The organism is Vibrio sp. 10N.247.311.14, assembly GCF_041467715.1.
GTDB classification, from domain to species: domain Bacteria; phylum Pseudomonadota; class Gammaproteobacteria; order Enterobacterales; family Vibrionaceae; genus Vibrio; species Vibrio crassostreae_C.
Window position 1 is genome coordinate 1 of sequence record NZ_JBFSVE010000027.1, and the last position, 17,877, is coordinate 17,877.

Genomic DNA, 17,877 nt, shown 5'->3' on the forward strand with positions numbered 1-17,877 from the left:
AATAGTTCAAAAAAAATCCCCAAGCGTGGCTTAGGGATTTGTGTATAAGAGACAGGCTTATTAAAGCAGCCTTTTTCATATCTACTAATCGAATAAAAATTAACAGATATATTACTCAAAGTTAGGTTCAACCTTGAACTTAATCACATTTTTGGGTAGCATTCGCGCACTTATCTTTTCGACACTTCGCTATTGCCGCTCTTTTCCATCACTGTTTGGCTACGCAATACACCCGTGTCGGTAAATCCATCTTAAGCATAGCTGAGCAAACATGTTCGAATTCCCACAATTTTCAAAGCACTCTGTAAAGAATGACGTGCTTTCAGGTCTTACAGTAGCCCTGGCTCTGGTACCTGAAGCTGTAGCATTCGCCTTTGTTGCTGGCGTTGACCCAATGGTTGGTCTTTATGCAGCATTCATCGTAGGTTTAATCACTTCTGTCTTTGGCGGCCGTCCAGGTATGATTTCTGGCGCAACCGGCGCAATGGCCGTTGTAATGGTGAGCCTAGTGGCAACCCATGGTGTTCAATACCTATTCGCAGCCGTTATGCTGGCTGGCCTTCTGCAAATTGCAGCAGGTGTATTTAAACTAGGTAAATTTATCCGTATCGTTCCACACCCAGTAATGATTGGTTTCGTGAACGGTTTGGCCATTGTTATCTTCCTAGCTCAACTTGGTCAATTTAAAGCGCCAGACGTAACAGGTGCGTTGACTTGGTTACCAAGCGGTCAAATGACACTAATGCTAGGTCTAGTAGCCCTTACAATGGCTATCATCCACTTCCTACCTAAGCTAACAACAGCAGTACCATCTTCATTAGTTGCTATTGTTACAGTAACGGCTTTGGTTGTGGGTCTTGACCTTGAAACTCGCACTGTTGTCGACTTCCTACGTACAATGTCTGGTGACGAAGCTGCTACGCTAGCGGGCTCTCTTCCAACATTCTCAATTCCTGCTGTTCCGTTTTCTTTAGATACACTACAGATCATCCTGCCTTACGCAATTATCCTTGCGGCTATCGGCCTGATTGAATCTCTGCTGACACTGACAGTACTAGACGAAATGACAAACACTCGTGGTCAATCTAACCGTGAATGTGTTGGTCAAGGTATGGCTAACGTAACGTGTTCTGTATTCGGTGCGATGGGTGGTTGTGCGATGATCGGTCAATCGATGATCAACGTAAACTCAGGTGGTCGTGGTCGTCTTTCAGGTATCGTCGCCGCAGTTGCACTACTGATGTTCATCCTGTTCGGTTCTGCACTGATTGAAATGATTCCTCTAGCAGCACTTGTGGGCGTAATGTTCATGGTTGTTATCGGCACATTTGAATGGGCAACCTTCAAGCTTGCGCGTCGCGTTCCTAAACAAGACTTCTTCGTTATCGTTCTTGTTACCGTAGTAACAGTACTGACTGATCTTGCTGTGGCAGTAGGTGTTGGTGTTGTCGCTTCTGCGCTAATGTTTGCTTGGCAACATGCTAAACACATCTACGCAGATACATCAGTAAACGCTGAAGGCTCAAAAGAGTACAAAGTTAACGGCCCAATCTTCTTTGGTTCAACGGCTAACTTCCTAGAGTTGTTTGACGCATACAACGATCCACAAGATGTAATCGTTGATTTCGCAAACTCACGCGTGACTGACCACTCTGCAATTGAAGCGATCGACACGATTGCTGACCGTTACGCGGCGCTAGGTAAAACACTTCACCTTCGCCACCTAAGCCAAGACTGTGTTGCTATGCTGCACAAAGCAGGTAGCTTAGTTGAAGCGAACGTTGCAGAAGACCCAATCTACAAAGTAATGTCTAAGTAATCTTAGCTGTAGCTTTAAGTTAGATTTAGAGAGGCCGACATTCAATGTCGGCCTTTTTTATACCTATCGGTCAGCCCTTACGCTGATAACAAAACGACGTACATTGTTCCTACACTACATCGAACGCAGTATCGCTTCGCTAGACTCTTCGATTAAATCCAACACCAATTCAAAACCATTTCCCTCACCATAATACGGATCGGGGATCTCTTGATATTGTGACTCTCCAAAGCTCAAAAATAATGCGAGCTTGTATTGGAGGTGAACTGGGCATTGGCTCATTAAGTCGTCTAAATTCGCCCTATCGGCCGCGAGTATCAGGTCAAATTCTTCGAAGTCATTATCTACCACTTTACGAGAAGTAATCCCCTTAAAGCTGTAGCCTCGCTTCTCTCCTGCAGATTTGGATCGCGAGTCTGGCGGGTTGCCTTGATGAAAACCAATCGTCCCCGCAGAGTCGACCACAACATCAATATCCAGCTGTTGCGCTTTCTTCCTTAGCACCGCTTCACCTGTTGGCGAGCGGCAAATATTCCCCATACAAACTACGAGTATCTTTTTCATCCCTAATCACCTGTTCTTCCGATGGTTTTTGCTATCGTTAAGTTAGGCTATGATAGACGCAATCACAACTTAAAAGGATTTGTTATGTCGACTGAAGACAACAAAGAACAACGCCACAAAGCAAGACAACAGAAAGTAAAAGAACAAGTCGATGCACGTGTCGCTGCAGCACAAGAAGTAAAAGGCCTATTGCTGGTCATCACGGGTAACGGTAAAGGTAAATCAACATCCGGTTTTGGTACGATTACACGTGCAGTTGGTCATGGTAAGAAATGCGCCGTTGCTCAGTTTGTTAAAGGTACCTGGGATAACGGCGAAAAAAACGTTCTGCAAAAGCTGGATGTCGAGTTCCAAGTCATGGGCACAGGCTTTACTTGGGAAACTCAGAACAAAGCGCAAGATATTGAAGCTGCGCAGCGTGTATGGAAAGAGTGCCAACGCATGCTGGCTGATGAGTCGATCGATGTGATTCTGTTTGATGAACTGACTTACATGGTTAGCTACGGTTACATCGAACTCGATGAAGTGGTTGAGGCGTTGAATAACCGCCCGAAGATGCAGTCTGTCATCATTACAGGTCGTGGCGCGCACCGTACTCTTACTGAGATAGCAGATACAGTATCTGAAGTTCGCAATGTGAAACACGCTTTTGAATCTGGTGTTAAAGCGCTACAAGGCGTTGACTGGTAATCACCTTCAACCAGAGATCCCCGACTCGGTCATTCTTCCCTCTCGAGGATGACGACCACTAGGCCGTTACGCTCTTGAACAAAGGACGACGGCCTATCGTCATTCCCTAGAGCGAGGGACGAGTGTCATAGGGAATCTCTCGAAAGTATTATAAGCATCCAAACAAAAGCGCCACTCCTACAATAGGAATGGCGCTTCTTTTATATACGAGTTAAAAACGTTTAGTTAAAGAAACCTTTCAATAAACCATCTACGGCTTCTTTGGTTTTCTCGTCTTTGATCTTGTCCGTTAGCTTGTTCACACCACGGTCAATTTCTTTCTGTGCTTTCTGTTTCAATACATCATCAAAAACAAGTGCAAATTTCGGGGCTGCCCACTGACCTGTTACCTTAATTGGGATAGTCACATCTTTCAGGTCGTCGATGCTCTTACCGCCCTGACCTTCAAGTGAACCCACAATTGATGTACGCACAAGGAAGTCGACCGTTTCATTGATGAAGTTTGCTTTACCTTGACCTGTCACACGTAACAGTGGCGACTGTGCTGATAAGTCGTTAGTTGAAACCCAACCTTTATCCACTTTCAGCGTCGCTTTCATTGCACTGAAGTCCGTTTTTTGAGCTTCATTTGTGCTTTCAACTTTCTCGCCCTTGATCTTAGCGTAGTTTTCTCGAATCAGTTGAGCTACGTTGATGCCGTTAACTGCACCATCTTCAAAGTTAATCGCGATAGTACCGACTAGGTTTTTCTTGATACCCGTCGGAGTTAGACTCTTACCTTTCACGTTGACATCAATATTACCGGTACCTTCCAGCATATCGTTATCTGCAACATCAACCAGTAACGGTTGTACTTTCACGCCTTTGATTTTCTTCTTAGCCGTGTAAGTCGCTGGTGTTTTACGAGCGTCTAACTTTGCAGTAGCAGAAATAGAACCTTGGTAAAGATTCGAGGTGAATGAGGTTAGCTCTGCGATACCACGGTTAACCGAAAATGCGGTTTTAACATTCTGCATCTTCGCGTTGTTCGCCTTGAACTTATCAATCGTGATGTCACCTTTCACGTCTAACGTTTTCAGAGCCGACAGATCAGGTTCCACTTCTTTAGCTGGATCTGAACTACCAGAACTTGACGTTGAACCACCAGCAGAACCAGAAGGCGCTGTGCTCGCTGTTTCTGTTGTATTGCCTAAGCCTAAGAATTCATCTAAATCAATATTCGGGCTATGAAGAGAGAAACGAACCTTTGGTATTTCAGATATGATTACGTCTGCTTTACCGTCTAATGCAATAGCGTTAGCTTGTAGCTTCTCTAACACAAAGCTCAGGTGGCTCTTGTTAAGATCGAAGCTTAAGTCAGACAGCATGTCGACTTTCATTGGAGACTGAGGAAGCGTGTCGCCTTTGAATGTTGAGTCTAACGTTAACTTGTTCAGCGTTACTTTTGAAATCGCGCTATCAACAGTAAGTTCACCGCCACCTTTAAGATCAAGGTCAAGGCCAGCTGCATTACCGATTACAGCGTAAGTCAGTTGGTTTACCTTATCGAACTCAAACGTATTCAAGCCAATTTTTGCTGACTCAATCGACGTCGCTGGATCATTGAACTTAGCGTTTAAGTCGATATTACGAAGTGCGTAACTTGCAAAGCCTTCAGCTAATTTGAATTCTGCACTGCCTTGTGCAGAGAACTTCTGTTGATTGTTCTCACCAGAAGCCGCAAATGTCGCGGTTGTCCATGTATCAACGGCAAACTCAGAAAGATTCAAAGACACATCGTATAGCTTAGTGAATGAACCCGCTTGCTTGTCGTCCATTTCAAACAATGCGTTTGATACAGTTACGCCTGCAAGGTTGATCGTCCAACCCGATGCGTCTGTGGTAGTTTGCTCTTGAGGGGCAGGCGCTGATTCAGAACTTGTGCCTGCTGCAGGCGCTGACGCTTGCGTTAGTGCATCAATGTTCTTGCGACCATCTTTAAGCGTTTCTAAATAGAATTCTGCACCATCTAGAGTAATGTTGCCGATCTCTAGTTGGTTGCTAAATAGCGGAGTAACCGAAACGTCAACGCCAACGGTATCAACCTTAAATAGGTTAGGTTGCGTAAAACCTTCAGGGTTGCGTAATTCAGTTTGACCAAGTTCAAAGCCAATGGATGGGAAGAATTGCCAGCTGATATCACCCTCGATCACTAGCTCTAGGCCTGTGTATTTTTGGGCTTGTTCGACAATTAATGGCTTAAATTGGTTGGGATTCACTAACAGCACTAGTGCCAGAATTGCTGCAACGACAACAAACACTGGTACAGCTATGAAAATGAGTAGTTTCTTCATCCGCATATTCCTTGCTTAGATTCCAAAAGAAAGTGGCACTATAAAAGTGCCACTGATTCGGTAAAAAATAAAGCTAAGTGAGTCACTTAGGCAAAATTTTATTCGATTAAGACTTCAACAACTTCGCAATGTGCGCTTTTAGCACATCAATCGCAATACGGTTTTTACCACCACGAGGAACGATGATGTCTGCATGTTGTTTTGAAGGCTCGATAAACTGCATGAACATTGGACGTACTGTTTCTTGGTATTGCTTAAGTACAGTGTCCATTGTACGACCACGCTCTTCTACATCACGCTTAACACGGCGTAATAGACAGATGTCTAATGGTGTATCCATAAACACACTTGCGTGCATTAGTTTACGAAGACGCGGGTCTGTTAGAAGCAGAATACCCTCTAAAATGATCACTTTCTTTGGAGTAAGTGTAGTCGTTTCAGAAGTACGTGTGTGCTCTGTGTAGCTGTATTCAGGAACTTCTACGGCGTTGCCACTCATTAGCTGCTGTAGATGTTCACATAAAAGATCATGATCTAGTGCATTTGGGTGATCGTAGTTAGTTTTAACACGCTCTTCCATACTCAAGTGGCTTTGGTCGCTGTAATAGCAATCTTCCGTGATAACACCAATTTGATGGTCGCCTACTTTTTCGCGCAATTCATTATAAATTGTACTAGCAATCAGACTTTTTCCTGAAGCTGAAGCGCCAGCGATACCTACGATGACACATTGATTATTATCAGACATTAATTTTGCACCCGATATGGTTTGGTGGTGGGAAGAGATAAACCGCCTGATTATAGGGGCTAAAGCACATAGATTCTAGTCGCCATTTTAGCTAATTGCAGTCAAATTGATGATATCAATGCATTTAATGAATGCAATCGTTTGCTTTCAAATAACTTGCCTACAACTATTTGCACAAGCCCAATGGATATTGACTTAAATCCACCGCTGTTTATCTAATCCAAACTATATTTAAACGACTTTGTGATTAACTTGCGCTATTCAACCATAGAGAAGTTAATCGCTTCTGGTCTCGCCTTGCCGGTCCAGAACATCTTCGCAGCCACATTCTCTGCAAGCTCTAAGTAGTGACGTGTATGTTCACTATCTGGACGACGAATCACCGTCGGGCAACCTGCATCGATATCTTCTCGCACATCAATATGAAGAGGGATCTGTGCCAAAATATCGAGGTAAAACTCTTCTGACATAGCTTCGGCACCACCAGCACCAAAGATATGCTCTTTCTCACCACAGTGACTACAAATATGATAGCTCATGTTTTCAACTAAGCCTGCGACTGGCACACTCACCTTATCAAACATCGCTACGCCTTTACGTGCATCCGCTAGCGCCAAATCTTGAGGAGTGGTCACCACTACAGCCGCGGTCACTGGGATCTGTTGCGATAACGTCAGCTGAATATCGCCCGTGCCCGGTGGCATATCAATAACTAGATAATCCAACTCTGGCCATACGGTTTCGTTAACAAGCTGACCTAAAGCCTTGGCCGCCATTGGACCGCGCCAAATCGCAGCGTCATCTTTCGACACAAGATAACCGATAGAGTGAGTGAAAATACCGTGCGCTTCGATTGGCATCATCCACTTGTTATTCTGGACTTCTGGTTTCGCATCTAATTGGCCAAGCATCATAGGTACAGAAGGACCATAGATATCCGCATCCAACAAACCCACTTTTGAACCAGACTTAGATAAAGCCAAAGCAAGGTTGACTGAAGTGGTCGATTTACCCACCCCACCCTTTGCAGATGTCACGGCGATGATGTTCTTCACCCCCTTCAATGGTGTCGCAACCGTGGTTTCTAACGCAGACGGCTTCACCTTCACTTCAAACTGAAAAGCGCTAACAAGCTGTTGTTCAATCTGAGAGTGAATCCACTGTTCCAATTCAACCGCAAGCTGATTAGCGGCAAAAGGTAAGGTGATAACAAATGATCCACGCGGATCAACCGATACAATATTTTGGTGTAGCGCCCACTCTGGGATGAGGATTGGTGACTCGAACTCATTCAACCATGAACAGAAATCTTGCTTAGAAGTAAAGTTACGCATTGGGACTCCTTTTTTTATTTATGCTATCACCCACGAGATGAAGACTGAACCCCTAAAAAACTAGGGGAATCCTTAGTCTGATACCTTGGCGTATCACACGTTATAAAGTAGTATTACCTCTCAAATTTATACCTATCAAAAAAGCGAATTATTAAGTATGGCAACTGATCCAAGACAACTTTTGGTAACTTGTGCGCTTCCGTACGCTAACGGCTCTATTCACCTTGGCCATATGCTTGAGCATATCCAAGCTGATATCTGGGTTCGATACCAGCGTCTACGTGGCAACACTGTAAACTTCATCTGTGCTGACGATGCTCACGGCACGCCAATTATGCTTAAAGCTCAACAGATGGGTATCACGCCAGAAGAGATGATCGCTGCTGTTAGTGAAGAGCACCAAAAAGACTTCGCTGGCTTTGATATCAGCTTTGATAACTACCACAGCACACACAGCGAAGAGAACCGTGAACTGGCTTCTCACATCTACTTAGAACTTAAAAAGAACGGCTTCATTTCTAGCCGCACTATTTCTCAGCTTTTCGATCCTGAGAAAGAGATGTTCCTACCAGACCGCTTCGTAAAAGGTACTTGCCCTAAGTGTAAGTCAGAAGACCAGTATGGTGATAACTGTGATAACTGTGGTGAGACATACAGCCCAACTGAGCTAATTAACCCTAAATCAGCGGTTTCTGGCGCAACTCCAGTAATGAAAGACTCTGAGCACTTCTTCTTCGACCTACCTCAGTTCGAAAGCATGCTTAAAGAGTGGACTCGTTCTGGCTCTCTACAGAATGAAACTGCAAACAAAATGCAGGAATGGTTTGAGTCTGGTCTGCAACAGTGGGATATCTCACGTGATGCACCTTACTTCGGCTTTGAAATCCCAGGCGAAAAAGACAAGTTCTTCTACGTATGGCTAGACGCACCTGTTGGCTACATGGCTTCTTTCAAGAACCTATGTGACAAACGTGACGATCTAAACTTCGATGAATACTGGAAGAAAGACAGCACAACTGAGCTTTACCACTTCATCGGTAAAGACATTGTTTACTTCCACAGCCTATTCTGGCCAGCAATGCTAGACGGCGCAGGTTTCCGTAAGCCAAACAACGTATTCGTACACGGCTACGTAACAGTGAACGGTGCGAAGATGTCTAAGTCGAAAGGCACATTCATCAAAGCAAGCACGTACCTAAACCACCTAGACCCTGAGTGTCTACGTTACTACTACGCTGCTAAACTAAACAGCCGCATCGATGACTTAGATCTTAACCTTGAAGACTTCACTCAACGTGTAAACGCTGACGTAGTAAACAAGATTGTTAACCTAGCTTCTCGTAACGCTGGCTTCATTACTAAGCGTTTTGAAGGCAAGCTAGCTGCTGAATTTGCAGAGCCTGAGCTATACAACGAATTCGTTGCTGCTGCTGAGCGTATCGGTGAGCTATACGAAACTCGTGAATTCAGCCGTGCTATCCGTGAAATCACTGCACTAGCGGATAAAGCTAACCAGTACATCGACGAAAAAGCACCTTGGGTTCTTGCAAAAGAAGAAGGCAAAGAAGCTGAGCTTCAACAAGTTTCTTCTGTAGGTATTAACCTATTCCGCGTACTGATGGCTTACCTGAAACCAGTGATGCCAGAGCTTGCAGCTCGCACTGAAGCTTTCCTAAACGAAGAGCTAACGTGGGAAGCGATTGCTACTCCGCTAACTGATCACGAGATCACTAAGTTCAAAGCGCTATTCAACCGCATTGACCCTAAGAAAGTGGAAGCAATGGTTGAGTCTTCTAAAGAAGATGCAGCCGCTGAAGCAGCAGCGAAAGAAAAAGCAGAAACTGAAAAAGAGCAAGCAAGCCAAACTGAGCTAGACAAAGAGCCAATCGCAGACGAGATTGAGTTCGATGCCTTTGCAGCAGTAGACATGCGTATCGCTCGTATCATCTCTTGTGAAGAAGTACCAAAAGCGAACAAACTACTGAAGTTCCAACTAGACATCGGTGGTGAGACTCGCCAAGTATTCTCTGGTATCAAATCAGCATACAAACCTGAAGAGCTAGAAGGCAAGCTAACTGTAATGGTAGCAAACCTAAAACCTCGTAAGATGAAGTTTGGTATGTCTGAAGGCATGATCCTAGCAGCGGGCCCTGGCGGCAGCGACCTATGGATCCTTGAGCCACACGAAGGTGCTCAACCTGGTATGCGTGTAATGTAATTCTGACTCCAGTCAGATAACAAGCACCCATCACTAAATCCCTAATGCATTTTTGACTTGAAAGAGTTAATCAGCATTGGGGATTTTTTATATCTACCGAAAATTAGCGTTCTCTGTTAGAGTCGCCGTCAACTATGCTATGTAGAGTAGAAATTGGTTCGTCGACAAAAATAGGCTAAACCAACACCTCTTTACTCTAAAACCCTTTTTAGGAATCCCCAGTGACTAACAACGAAATCTTGCGTCGTATTCAACACGCACTAAACCTTAAAAATGCACAAATCATCAAAGCTATCGAACAAGCTGATGTGACTGTTGCTCATGACCAAGTGATTAACTGGCTAAAAGATGACAACGACAAGTCATGCTCTAAGATGAAAGATAAAGAGTTAGCGGTATTCCTAAATGGTTTCATCAACCTTAAGCGTGGCAAAAAAGAAGGCGAGCAACCTAAACCTGAAGTTGCACTGACGAACAACATGATCTTCATGAAGCTTCGTATCGCATTAAACATGAAAGCAGAAGATGTTTTGGACGTACTAGAAGTGGTTGGCATTAGCTTGAGCAAGTACGAAATCGGCGCTTACTTCCGCAAGCCAGAAAACAAAAACTACAAAGTGTGTGAAGACCAACTACTTTGCGATTTTCTAAACGGTGTGCAATTTACCAACCGTCCAGACTCAGAAGAGTTTGCGGGTTAAGTTACTACTCCTAGATAAATTTTAAGTTGCTACACATAGATAAATTACTCGTCATAGGTAAGTAACTGACCCACTGATAATTTTCTAGTAACGACAGATAAATAAAAAGCGGCGAGATAATTGAATTATCTCGCCGCTTTTTCGTTTTCTTTACGTCACTGACTAAACAGGAACAACAATAGTAAACCTATGGCTTAGCTGTCGTCTTCAGTGAAGTTCGTCGGCAATGTCGTTTTCATTTCATTCCAAACTTGTGCACTTGCGATACCGTAGTTACGAATCACTAATGGCAAAGTTTCGCGCTCGCCACTTTCACAGATAATGAACAACTCTTTATAAAAGTCCATCGCTAAACGTCGTGCTTCTGGGTTAGAGAAGTAGTAGCTACCGATACGGTCATAAAGTTTACGCACACCGTTAAAGATCAGGCCGTAAATCTGGTTGCCTGAGTGGAATGCCAAACGTTGGAAAAGCATGTAATCATAGAAGTTGAAAGTCTTCGCGATTAAGATCGTCTGACGTTTCGCTTCATCTTTTTCTGAATCTTCTTTTACCGCTTGTTTGATCTTGTCAGCGTATGGCGACGATTCTAGGAACTCATCCCAAGTTGGTGCCGCAAGTAGCGCTTCACAAGATTCAATCACGTTACTGATAGTACGCTCTGAAGCTTCTTTGTTTGCTTTGAATGCATAACGCATAAAGATCGGGCTGATATTAGTACGAGCAGCAAGCAGGTCTTCTACCATTTTGCTTGCGTTATCAACGTCCAACGTCATTAGCGTATCAAGGATATGAAGACCTGAGGTTTCCATAAACTGGTTAACTTTAGTTGGTTTGCCATGTTGGATTGTCAACCAACCATCACGAGCAAGACGTTGTAGTACTTCACGAAGCGTAGTACGTGTAACACCAATCAGCTCAGAAAGCTCACGCTCTGCGGGCAAGATAGAACCTGGAGGGAAACGGCCATTCCAAATACTTTCAATGATATACTTCTCTGCAAATCCTGCCGGGCTCTTCGCCTTAATGACCATCTACACTTCAATCCAATTTAATTATTCTGTTCTAATTTACTCATCATACCACTAGTTCACACCTAGCGGAAACACCCTCAAAAATTTTACTCCCCCTAAACACCGTTAGAGTTATAACTCTAAAGTTCAGCACACGTTTGCACCTCAGGTTTGTAAAGCAAGCGACTCTAAACCACCATTTAAACAAACCGTTAACACAACAATTTTTCTTTAAAATCAATGGGATTGGTCATATTTTTAAAGCTATTAATTTGCAATATTAAGTTGTAATAATCATATATAAGCCGTCGTTATTCTGTAATTTTCAATCATTTCGCTGAAATATTGATTCTAGTCGGTTTTTATCACATTTTAAGTGGTATGCTTGCGCTACTTTGATCGCGTTTCTCAACAAAAAAGAGGTATTTTTAGGGCTACAGGGCTTTTCCTGTTGACTAAATGTTATCTAAGAGTAAAGTTGCGCTCAAAAATAAGCAGTGCTTGAGTTTCTAAGGGAGTGACTTGGCAAGACCACAGAACATTACATGGAATGTAGTTTTTCTAAGTCACTGTTAGTCATAGTTTTTAACAATTTCTATAGCTCGATTCTCAAAATGTTGTATTGCTTGTCTATTCATAATCAACATAAAAGAGTATTAACATGCCGATGTCTCTCGGAAACGCTTTTATCAAGAACTTCCTTGGTAAAGCTCCTGATTGGTATAAACTTGCCATCATTTCCTTTTTAATCATCAACCCGTTTGTTTTCTTCCTAGTTGACCCATTTGTTGCGGGCTGGCTATTGGTGGTTGAGTTTATTTTCACTCTAGCTATGGCTCTCAAATGCTACCCACTTCAACCGGGTGGTCTATTAGCTATTCAAGCAGTCGCCATTGGCATGACCAAACCAGAAATGGTTTATCACGAGCTGCAAGCAAACCTTCCTGTATTACTCTTGCTCGTATTCATGGTTGCTGGCATTTACTTCATGAAAGAACTGCTTTTGTTCATTTTCACGAAGATCTTGCTTGGCATCCAATCTAAAATTTTACTCTCCGTTGCCTTCTGTGTTGCTGCCGCTTTCTTATCAGCATTCCTAGATGCACTAACAGTAATCGCCGTAGTTATTAGCGTTGCGGTCGGCTTCTACTCTATCTACCACAAGGTTGCATCAGGCAAGGGCACAACGTCTTCGCACGATCATACTCATGATGAAGAGATCTCAGAGCTAACTCGTGATGACCTAGAAAACTACCGTGCTTTCCTACGTTCACTACTAATGCACGCTGGTGTGGGTACAGCACTGGGTGGTGTAATGACCATGGTAGGTGAACCACAAAACTTGGTAATTGCTAAGCAAGCAGGTTGGGAGTTCGGTGAATTTATCATCCGTATGCTGCCAGTAACACTACCTGTTTTCTTCTGCGGTATTTTAACTTGTGCACTTGTCGAGAAATTCAAAGTGTTTGGTTACGGTGCTCAACTACCAATGAATGTTCGCCAAATCTTAGTTGAGTTTGACAACAAAGAACGTGCAAACCGCACAAAGCAAGACGTAGCAAAACTATGGGTTCAAAGTGCAATCGCAGTTTGGCTTATCGTCGGCCTTGCACTTCACGTTGCTGAAGTAGGTTTGATTGGCCTTTCAGTGATCATCTTGGCAACGGCATTTACTGGCGTTATCGAAGAGCACTCAATGGGTAAAGCCTTTGAAGAAGCACTGCCATTTACCGCACTTCTTGCCGTCTTTTTCGCGGTTGTTGCTGTAATCATCGACCAAGCTCTATTTAAGCCAGTAATCGATGCTGTACTTCACGTTGAAGATAAAGGCGCACAGCTCGCACTCTTCTATGTTGCCAACGGTATCTTGTCGATGGTTTCAGATAACGTATTCGTAGGTACGGTTTACATCAACGAAGTGAAAACTGCACTGGTTGAAGGCATTATCACTCGTGACCAGTTTGACCTACTTGCTGTTGCTATCAACACTGGTACTAACCTACCTTCTGTTGCTACACCAAATGGCCAAGCTGCATTCCTATTCCTATTAACATCAGCACTTGCTCCGTTAATTCGATTGTCTTACGGTCGCATGGTTATCATGGCGCTGCCATACACCATCGTATTGGCACTGGTTGGCCTAGCAGGCATTGTGTTCATCGTAGAGCCAATGACAGCATGGTTCTACGATGCTGGTTGGATCATTCAACGCACTGGTGAAGTCGTCGCTCCAGTTATCTCTGGTGGTCACTAAGCTAAACACTGTGTCGCAAACCACAATAACTATAACTAACTAATCAAAAATATTAGTTGATTAGGAAACTTATCCAAGATAAAAAGCTCTGAGTAATCAGGGCTTTTTTATTTTATAGACGGGATTAAATTCGTGAACTTTTTTGCAATGCTTAAAGACTTCTCTAAGGGACGTTTATCTTGGCTTTTACTGCTGGCTTTTATTGTCTTTTTTGAAGCGTGCGCTCTCTTCTTCCAACACGTGATGATGCTTGGTCCTTGCGTGATGTGTATCTATGAGCGCGTTGCTATGCTCGCTATCGGTGTTGCCGCCATGATTGGTGCGATTGCCCCGAATAACCCAATATCACGCTGGTTAGGCCTTGCTAGCTGGGGATTTGGCGCATACAAAGGTTTGATGCTTGCTTTAGAGCACGTCGATTACCAGTTCAATCCGTCCCCTTTCGCAACCTGCGACTTATTCGTAACCTTCCCTAGCTGGGCACCTTTAAACCAATGGGCTCCGTGGATGTTTGAGGCTTACGGCGATTGCAGCAAGGTTGTGTGGCAGTTCTTCGATCTTTCTATGCCTCAGTGGCTAGTAATTATCTTTGCAGGTAACTTGGTTGCTTTCGGTATTGTGGTTATTTCTCAATTTGTGAAGTCGAAAAACGACTAACAGTAAGCCGTTGACACTTGGACAACAAAAAAGTCGACCACGAGGTCGACTTTTTTATTACTTAAGCTTTTGAACATATTAAGAGAGTCTGTTATTCACACAAACTAAGTTGCTCAACAAGCCGTGATTAGCTGCTTTTACCGCAGCATTGTTTAAACTTCTTGCCGCTTTCACAAGGGCAAAGGTCGTTTCGACCGATGTCTTTAAACGGGTTCACGCTCTGGGACTTATTGCCCAACATAGCTTCATCCGCTGCCATTGCCACTTCTGAGATCATCAGATCGACTTGACCCACTAAATCGGCAAGCGATGGTGGGTTAGTAAGCCCTGCAGCGATCATTTGTTGTTGAGTTTGCTCTTCATCAATCGCAAGCATCAAGGTGGTTAAGAGCGCTTGCAACATGCGCAGAGTACCATCCGCGACTGTCACGCTCTGCCACTGCTCTTCCACTGTTGGCCAAACCATCATGAAGCCTTCAGAAAAATCAGCGAACTGTTCGTTAAAGTCACCTTCAGCCAGTACGTCTGTTAATAGGTATTCATTACGCTGAATCAGGTTGTGCTGGTGATTAATCTGTTCTGTCACCGTTTTTACCAGCTCTTTACCCGCTTCAGGCGCAACGATAACCAGCCACTCTTCTGGATCGAGTGGTTTGGTCGCTAAGTTAGAGGCAAGGATTGCACCTTCCATAAACTGCTGAGTAATGTCAGTGATTGATTCTGGTAGGCTTAATAATTGATATGTCATGAAAGCTCTGGATATTGGGCATTTTCGATATTATAACGCCATCCTCCCAAAGATGTCGCTATTAAGAGACGAAACCATCATTAAGACATGCACCACACTCATAGTGACAATTCTGTAAGCACACCGTACAATCACGCCTCGAATTTTTCGGTTCATTCAGTTTTGGTAAAGCAACATGCGCGTAATACTTGGCCCTATGGAGGGCGTTCTAGACCACCTAATGCGTGAAATTCTCACAGAGATTAATGATTACGATCTCTGTGTGACAGAGTTTGTGCGCGTCGTAGATCAACTTCTTCCCCCGCATGTGTTCCACCGTATTTGCCCTGAGCTACATCAAGGCTCTCAGACCATGGCTGGTGTGCCAATCCATCTCCAACTTCTAGGGCAACACCCAAATTGGATGGCCGAGAATGCTTTTCAAGCTGCTAGCTTAGGCGCGAAAGGGATCGATCTTAATTTTGGTTGCCCAGCAAAAGCGGTCAACAAAAGTAATGGTGGCGCTTCATTGCTAAAAGAGCCAGAGCTCATCTATCAAGTGGTGAACGCCTGTCGAGAAGCGGTACCGGCACACATTCCTGTGTCCGCAAAGATTCGATTAGGTTGGGAGCATCCGGAAGAGTGCTTTGAAATCGTCGATGCCATCGAACAAGCCAAAGCTGACGAACTCACCGTGCATGCAAGAACCAAAGTTGGCGGCTATAAAGCCAGCGAAATCAAATGGGATTTCATCAATCAAATAAGAGAAAAAACATCTCTGCCGTTGATTGCTAATGGGGAGATCTGGAACTATCAAGATGGTCAAGATTGCATAGAAGCAACAGGCGTCGATTCATTAATGGTCTGCCGTGGTGCTTTCAATATTCCAAACCTTGGTAACGTCGTTAAGCACAACCACCAGAAAATGCCGTGGGATAAAGTCATTGAACTTTTGCTGCGCTATTCAGAGTTTCAAATTAAAGGGGACAAAGGCATGTACTACCCCAATAGAGTGAAGCAGTGGTTTGTTTATCTAAGTAAAGGCTACCCTGAAGCGAACGAACTGTTTAAAGAAATTCGTACTTTCAAAAAGGCGCCACCGATTGTAGAACGCCTTCAGCGTTATCAAGAAGAACGCCGCCAACCTGTTTAAGATTATGTTTAGGGTTAAATACCCAACGCTACAAACGTGTTTACCGGTGCAAATAAGCTTTGCTTGGTAGACACGTTCGCTCTTCCCTCTTTCATTTTCATTCTCATTTTCATACAAAGCATCGATTCAATAACGTGGTTAAAATTTAAGACGGTCTTTGCCCGTCGTCTTAGCCACGTACAGCTTTTCATCGGCGTACTTAAATATCTCATCGAAGTTAAGTTTACTTTGCTCAGTTTCAACAATGCAGACACCGCCAGACACCGTAAATCCATTTGGAATAATGTCGGCTGAAGTGGAACAAATCGCATTCTTCACTCGCTCTAATGTTCTCATCAAAGTTTCACGATCTTCGCCTTTCATATAAACGACAAACTCTTCACCGCCAAACCGTGCTGCAACGTCACTGCTTCGAATACTGTTGCTGATCTGACGCGACATATAACGAATCACATCATCCCCCTTATCGTGGCCGTAGGTGTCGTTAATTGACTTAAAATCATCAATATCGAAGACGGTTAATGCAAACAGTTGATCGTGCTCTACACTGCGCCAGAACGCTTCTAAGCCACGACGATTCAATAACCCTGTCATAGGGTCTTTGGCTGCGAGATCTTTGAAGTAACCACGTTCAATATTGGAATTGACGTAGAAGAAGATGGTTACTGAGAACAGATACACAATGATGGCAACAATAAGGCTGTCTTTCTCGTAGACGAAAAAGTGCTCAACCTCTTTCGCGATGTCTAATTTGTAATACATCGCATGGTGAGACGAGACACCATCCAGTTTGATCTCGTGATAAAAAGCCGCAGAATCTACCGGAGTCGCTAAAGTGGTATCAATGATATCGATCCGACCTGCAAGATGCTCATTCGAGTTTGCGAGCAGCTTGTCAGCATTAATATCCACCGACAGCATCCCTTGGTGAACGCCTTTATGGAATACAGGGATCGTCATACTGATTATACGGTCAAGGGAATCAAAACGATAACCAGGGCCTGAAAGGGTAAGTTGGTCAGGGTTGTTGGCTGTTTTCTGCCAATAAGGACGACTCTTTATGGTCGAGAGTAACTCTTTGCTCAGCCCTTTGGCAAAACCTTCAGGTGAAGAGATCACATAGCCGCTCGTATCAATAAAGTGCACGCCGGCATGGTATTCATCAAGCTGGGATAAAAATGAAAGAATAGGAGCTAACGCTATTTTTTCTGACGCGCTCTTATAACTATCACTGCTTTCAGAACAAAGAGACTCTTGACCAATTAGCATATAGTCGATATCGACAGAGGGAATGTCTGAGGTTTTACCGTCGGCAAGTAGCAATACATCAATAGGCCAGATTTGGCAAAGACCATCCACAACATGTTTGTTGTGATCAAGAAAGAGAGGGTTTCCTGATTTATAATAGTTGGAGAAGCTGTAGTCTAGGGCTGTCGCCACTTTTGTGGTTCTTTTGAACACATCTTCAATACGATGAAACTCACTACTGATATCTTTTTCTACCGCGTCAAAATGATTCTTTCCTATTAGGCCAAGTAACATCGCGGCGATCACAGCGGGAAACCCGAAAACAAAGGTTAGGCTAAAGTGCCTATTTACTTTCATATAATGTGCTCTTAGCGTTCAGCTATTTTCATTTTCCCCATTAATATTATTACATTAATCG

At 43.7% G+C, this 17,877-nt stretch carries 14 protein-coding genes; 7 read left to right on the top strand and 7 right to left on the bottom strand.

The window, feature by feature from the left end:
- Window positions 1-271 precede the first annotated feature (271 nt).
- Window positions 272-1,819 carry a SulP family inorganic anion transporter gene (locus tag AB6F11_RS11625; protein WP_017062156.1) on the top strand — a complete coding sequence of 516 codons (1,548 nt, stop codon included), beginning with the start codon at window positions 272-274 and terminating at the stop codon, window positions 1,817-1,819.
- Between the two features lie 114 nt (window positions 1,820-1,933).
- On the opposite strand, the gene AB6F11_RS11630 is transcribed toward AB6F11_RS11625, so the two are convergent.
- Complete coding sequence (locus tag AB6F11_RS11630; RefSeq protein ID WP_017067202.1) at window positions 1,934-2,383, bottom strand: low molecular weight protein-tyrosine-phosphatase; 450 nt, start codon at window positions 2,381-2,383, stop codon at window positions 1,934-1,936.
- Between the two features lie 84 nt (window positions 2,384-2,467).
- Between AB6F11_RS11630 and cobO the strand changes: the two genes are divergently transcribed.
- Entirely contained in the window at window positions 2,468-3,073 is a 606-nt protein-coding gene (gene cobO, locus AB6F11_RS11635; RefSeq protein WP_017062158.1) for a cob(I)yrinic acid a,c-diamide adenosyltransferase, read from the top strand.
- Between the two features lie 221 nt (window positions 3,074-3,294).
- Here the strand turns inward: cobO and AB6F11_RS11640 are convergent, their stop codons facing one another.
- The 3 genes from AB6F11_RS11640 to apbC form a co-directional block, all read right to left on the bottom strand.
- A complete protein-coding gene (locus AB6F11_RS11640; protein ID WP_104216096.1) occupies window positions 3,295-5,406 on the bottom strand; it encodes an AsmA family protein in 2,112 nt (703 codons plus the stop codon).
- Window positions 5,407-5,512: 106 nt separating this feature from the next.
- A complete protein-coding gene (gene udk / locus AB6F11_RS11645; protein ID WP_004734002.1) occupies window positions 5,513-6,154 on the bottom strand; it encodes a uridine kinase in 642 nt (213 codons plus the stop codon).
- Between the two features lie 257 nt (window positions 6,155-6,411).
- The gene (gene apbC / locus AB6F11_RS11650) at window positions 6,412-7,488 is read right to left on the bottom strand and encodes an iron-sulfur cluster carrier protein ApbC (protein WP_104216097.1); all 1,077 of its coding nucleotides are present in this window, start codon (window positions 7,486-7,488) and stop codon (window positions 6,412-6,414) included.
- Between the two features lie 157 nt (window positions 7,489-7,645).
- Here apbC and metG point away from each other — a divergent pair, with 157 nt between their 5' ends.
- Together metG and AB6F11_RS11660 are read left to right on the top strand one after the other, a co-directional pair.
- On the top strand, window positions 7,646-9,706 hold the full coding sequence (gene metG / locus AB6F11_RS11655) for a methionine--tRNA ligase (RefSeq protein ID WP_104216098.1): 2,061 nt from the start codon (window positions 7,646-7,648) through the stop codon (window positions 9,704-9,706).
- A 221-nt stretch (window positions 9,707-9,927) separates the two neighbouring features.
- Window positions 9,928-10,407: a DUF1456 family protein gene (locus AB6F11_RS11660; protein ID WP_010437231.1), complete on the top strand. Its 480-nt coding sequence runs from the start codon at window positions 9,928-9,930 to the stop codon at window positions 10,405-10,407.
- Between the two features lie 194 nt (window positions 10,408-10,601).
- On the opposite strand, the gene fadR is transcribed toward AB6F11_RS11660, so the two are convergent.
- Window positions 10,602-11,441, bottom strand: coding sequence for a fatty acid metabolism transcriptional regulator FadR (gene fadR, locus AB6F11_RS11665; RefSeq protein ID WP_017062161.1), 840 nt, complete (start codon window positions 11,439-11,441; stop codon window positions 10,602-10,604).
- A 640-nt stretch (window positions 11,442-12,081) separates the two neighbouring features.
- Here fadR and nhaB point away from each other — a divergent pair.
- On the top strand, window positions 12,082-13,674 hold the full coding sequence (gene nhaB, locus AB6F11_RS11670) for a Na(+)/H(+) antiporter NhaB (RefSeq protein WP_102332510.1): 1,593 nt from the start codon (window positions 12,082-12,084) through the stop codon (window positions 13,672-13,674).
- Between the two features lie 147 nt (window positions 13,675-13,821).
- Window positions 13,822-14,331, top strand: coding sequence for a disulfide bond formation protein DsbB (gene dsbB / locus AB6F11_RS11675; protein ID WP_029235487.1), 510 nt, complete (start codon window positions 13,822-13,824; stop codon window positions 14,329-14,331).
- Between the two features lie 127 nt (window positions 14,332-14,458).
- Here the strand turns inward: dsbB and AB6F11_RS11680 are convergent, their stop codons facing one another.
- Window positions 14,459-15,079 (bottom strand): YecA family protein, encoded by a 621-nt coding sequence (locus tag AB6F11_RS11680; RefSeq protein ID WP_104216099.1) that lies wholly within the window; start codon window positions 15,077-15,079, stop codon window positions 14,459-14,461.
- A 175-nt stretch (window positions 15,080-15,254) separates the two neighbouring features.
- Between AB6F11_RS11680 and dusC the strand changes: the two genes are divergently transcribed.
- The gene (gene dusC, locus AB6F11_RS11685; protein ID WP_017069187.1) at window positions 15,255-16,211 is read left to right on the top strand and encodes a tRNA dihydrouridine(16) synthase DusC; all 957 of its coding nucleotides are present in this window, start codon (window positions 15,255-15,257) and stop codon (window positions 16,209-16,211) included.
- 138 nt (window positions 16,212-16,349) lie between these two features.
- Here the strand turns inward: dusC and AB6F11_RS11690 are convergent, their stop codons facing one another.
- On the bottom strand, window positions 16,350-17,816 hold the full coding sequence (locus AB6F11_RS11690; RefSeq protein ID WP_017069188.1) for a sensor domain-containing diguanylate cyclase: 1,467 nt from the start codon (window positions 17,814-17,816) through the stop codon (window positions 16,350-16,352).
- Between the last annotated feature and the right edge of the window lie 61 nt (window positions 17,817-17,877).

Bases quoted from the DNA above. Each gene is read 5' to 3' on its own strand.
- AB6F11_RS11680 (WP_104216099.1), bottom strand. From the start codon at position 15,079: ATGACATATCAATTATTAAGCCTACCAGAATCAATCACTGACATTACT.
- fadR (WP_017062161.1), bottom strand. From the start codon at position 11,441: ATGGTCATTAAGGCGAAGAGCCCGGCAGGATTTGCAGAGAAGTATATC.
- metG (WP_104216098.1), top strand. From the start codon at position 7,646: ATGGCAACTGATCCAAGACAACTTTTGGTAACTTGTGCGCTTCCGTAC.
- AB6F11_RS11625 (WP_017062156.1), top strand. From the start codon at position 272: ATGTTCGAATTCCCACAATTTTCAAAGCACTCTGTAAAGAATGACGTG.
- dusC (WP_017069187.1), top strand. From the start codon at position 15,255: ATGCGCGTAATACTTGGCCCTATGGAGGGCGTTCTAGACCACCTAATG.
- AB6F11_RS11630 (WP_017067202.1), bottom strand. From the start codon at position 2,383: ATGAAAAAGATACTCGTAGTTTGTATGGGGAATATTTGCCGCTCGCCA.
- nhaB (WP_102332510.1), top strand. From the start codon at position 12,082: ATGCCGATGTCTCTCGGAAACGCTTTTATCAAGAACTTCCTTGGTAAA.
- dsbB (WP_029235487.1), top strand. From the start codon at position 13,822: ATGCTTAAAGACTTCTCTAAGGGACGTTTATCTTGGCTTTTACTGCTG.
- udk (WP_004734002.1), bottom strand. From the start codon at position 6,154: ATGTCTGATAATAATCAATGTGTCATCGTAGGTATCGCTGGCGCTTCA.
- AB6F11_RS11690 (WP_017069188.1), bottom strand. From the start codon at position 17,816: ATGAAAGTAAATAGGCACTTTAGCCTAACCTTTGTTTTCGGGTTTCCC.
- apbC (WP_104216097.1), bottom strand. From the start codon at position 7,488: ATGCGTAACTTTACTTCTAAGCAAGATTTCTGTTCATGGTTGAATGAG.
- AB6F11_RS11640 (WP_104216096.1), bottom strand. From the start codon at position 5,406: ATGAAGAAACTACTCATTTTCATAGCTGTACCAGTGTTTGTTGTCGTT.
- cobO (WP_017062158.1), top strand. From the start codon at position 2,468: ATGTCGACTGAAGACAACAAAGAACAACGCCACAAAGCAAGACAACAG.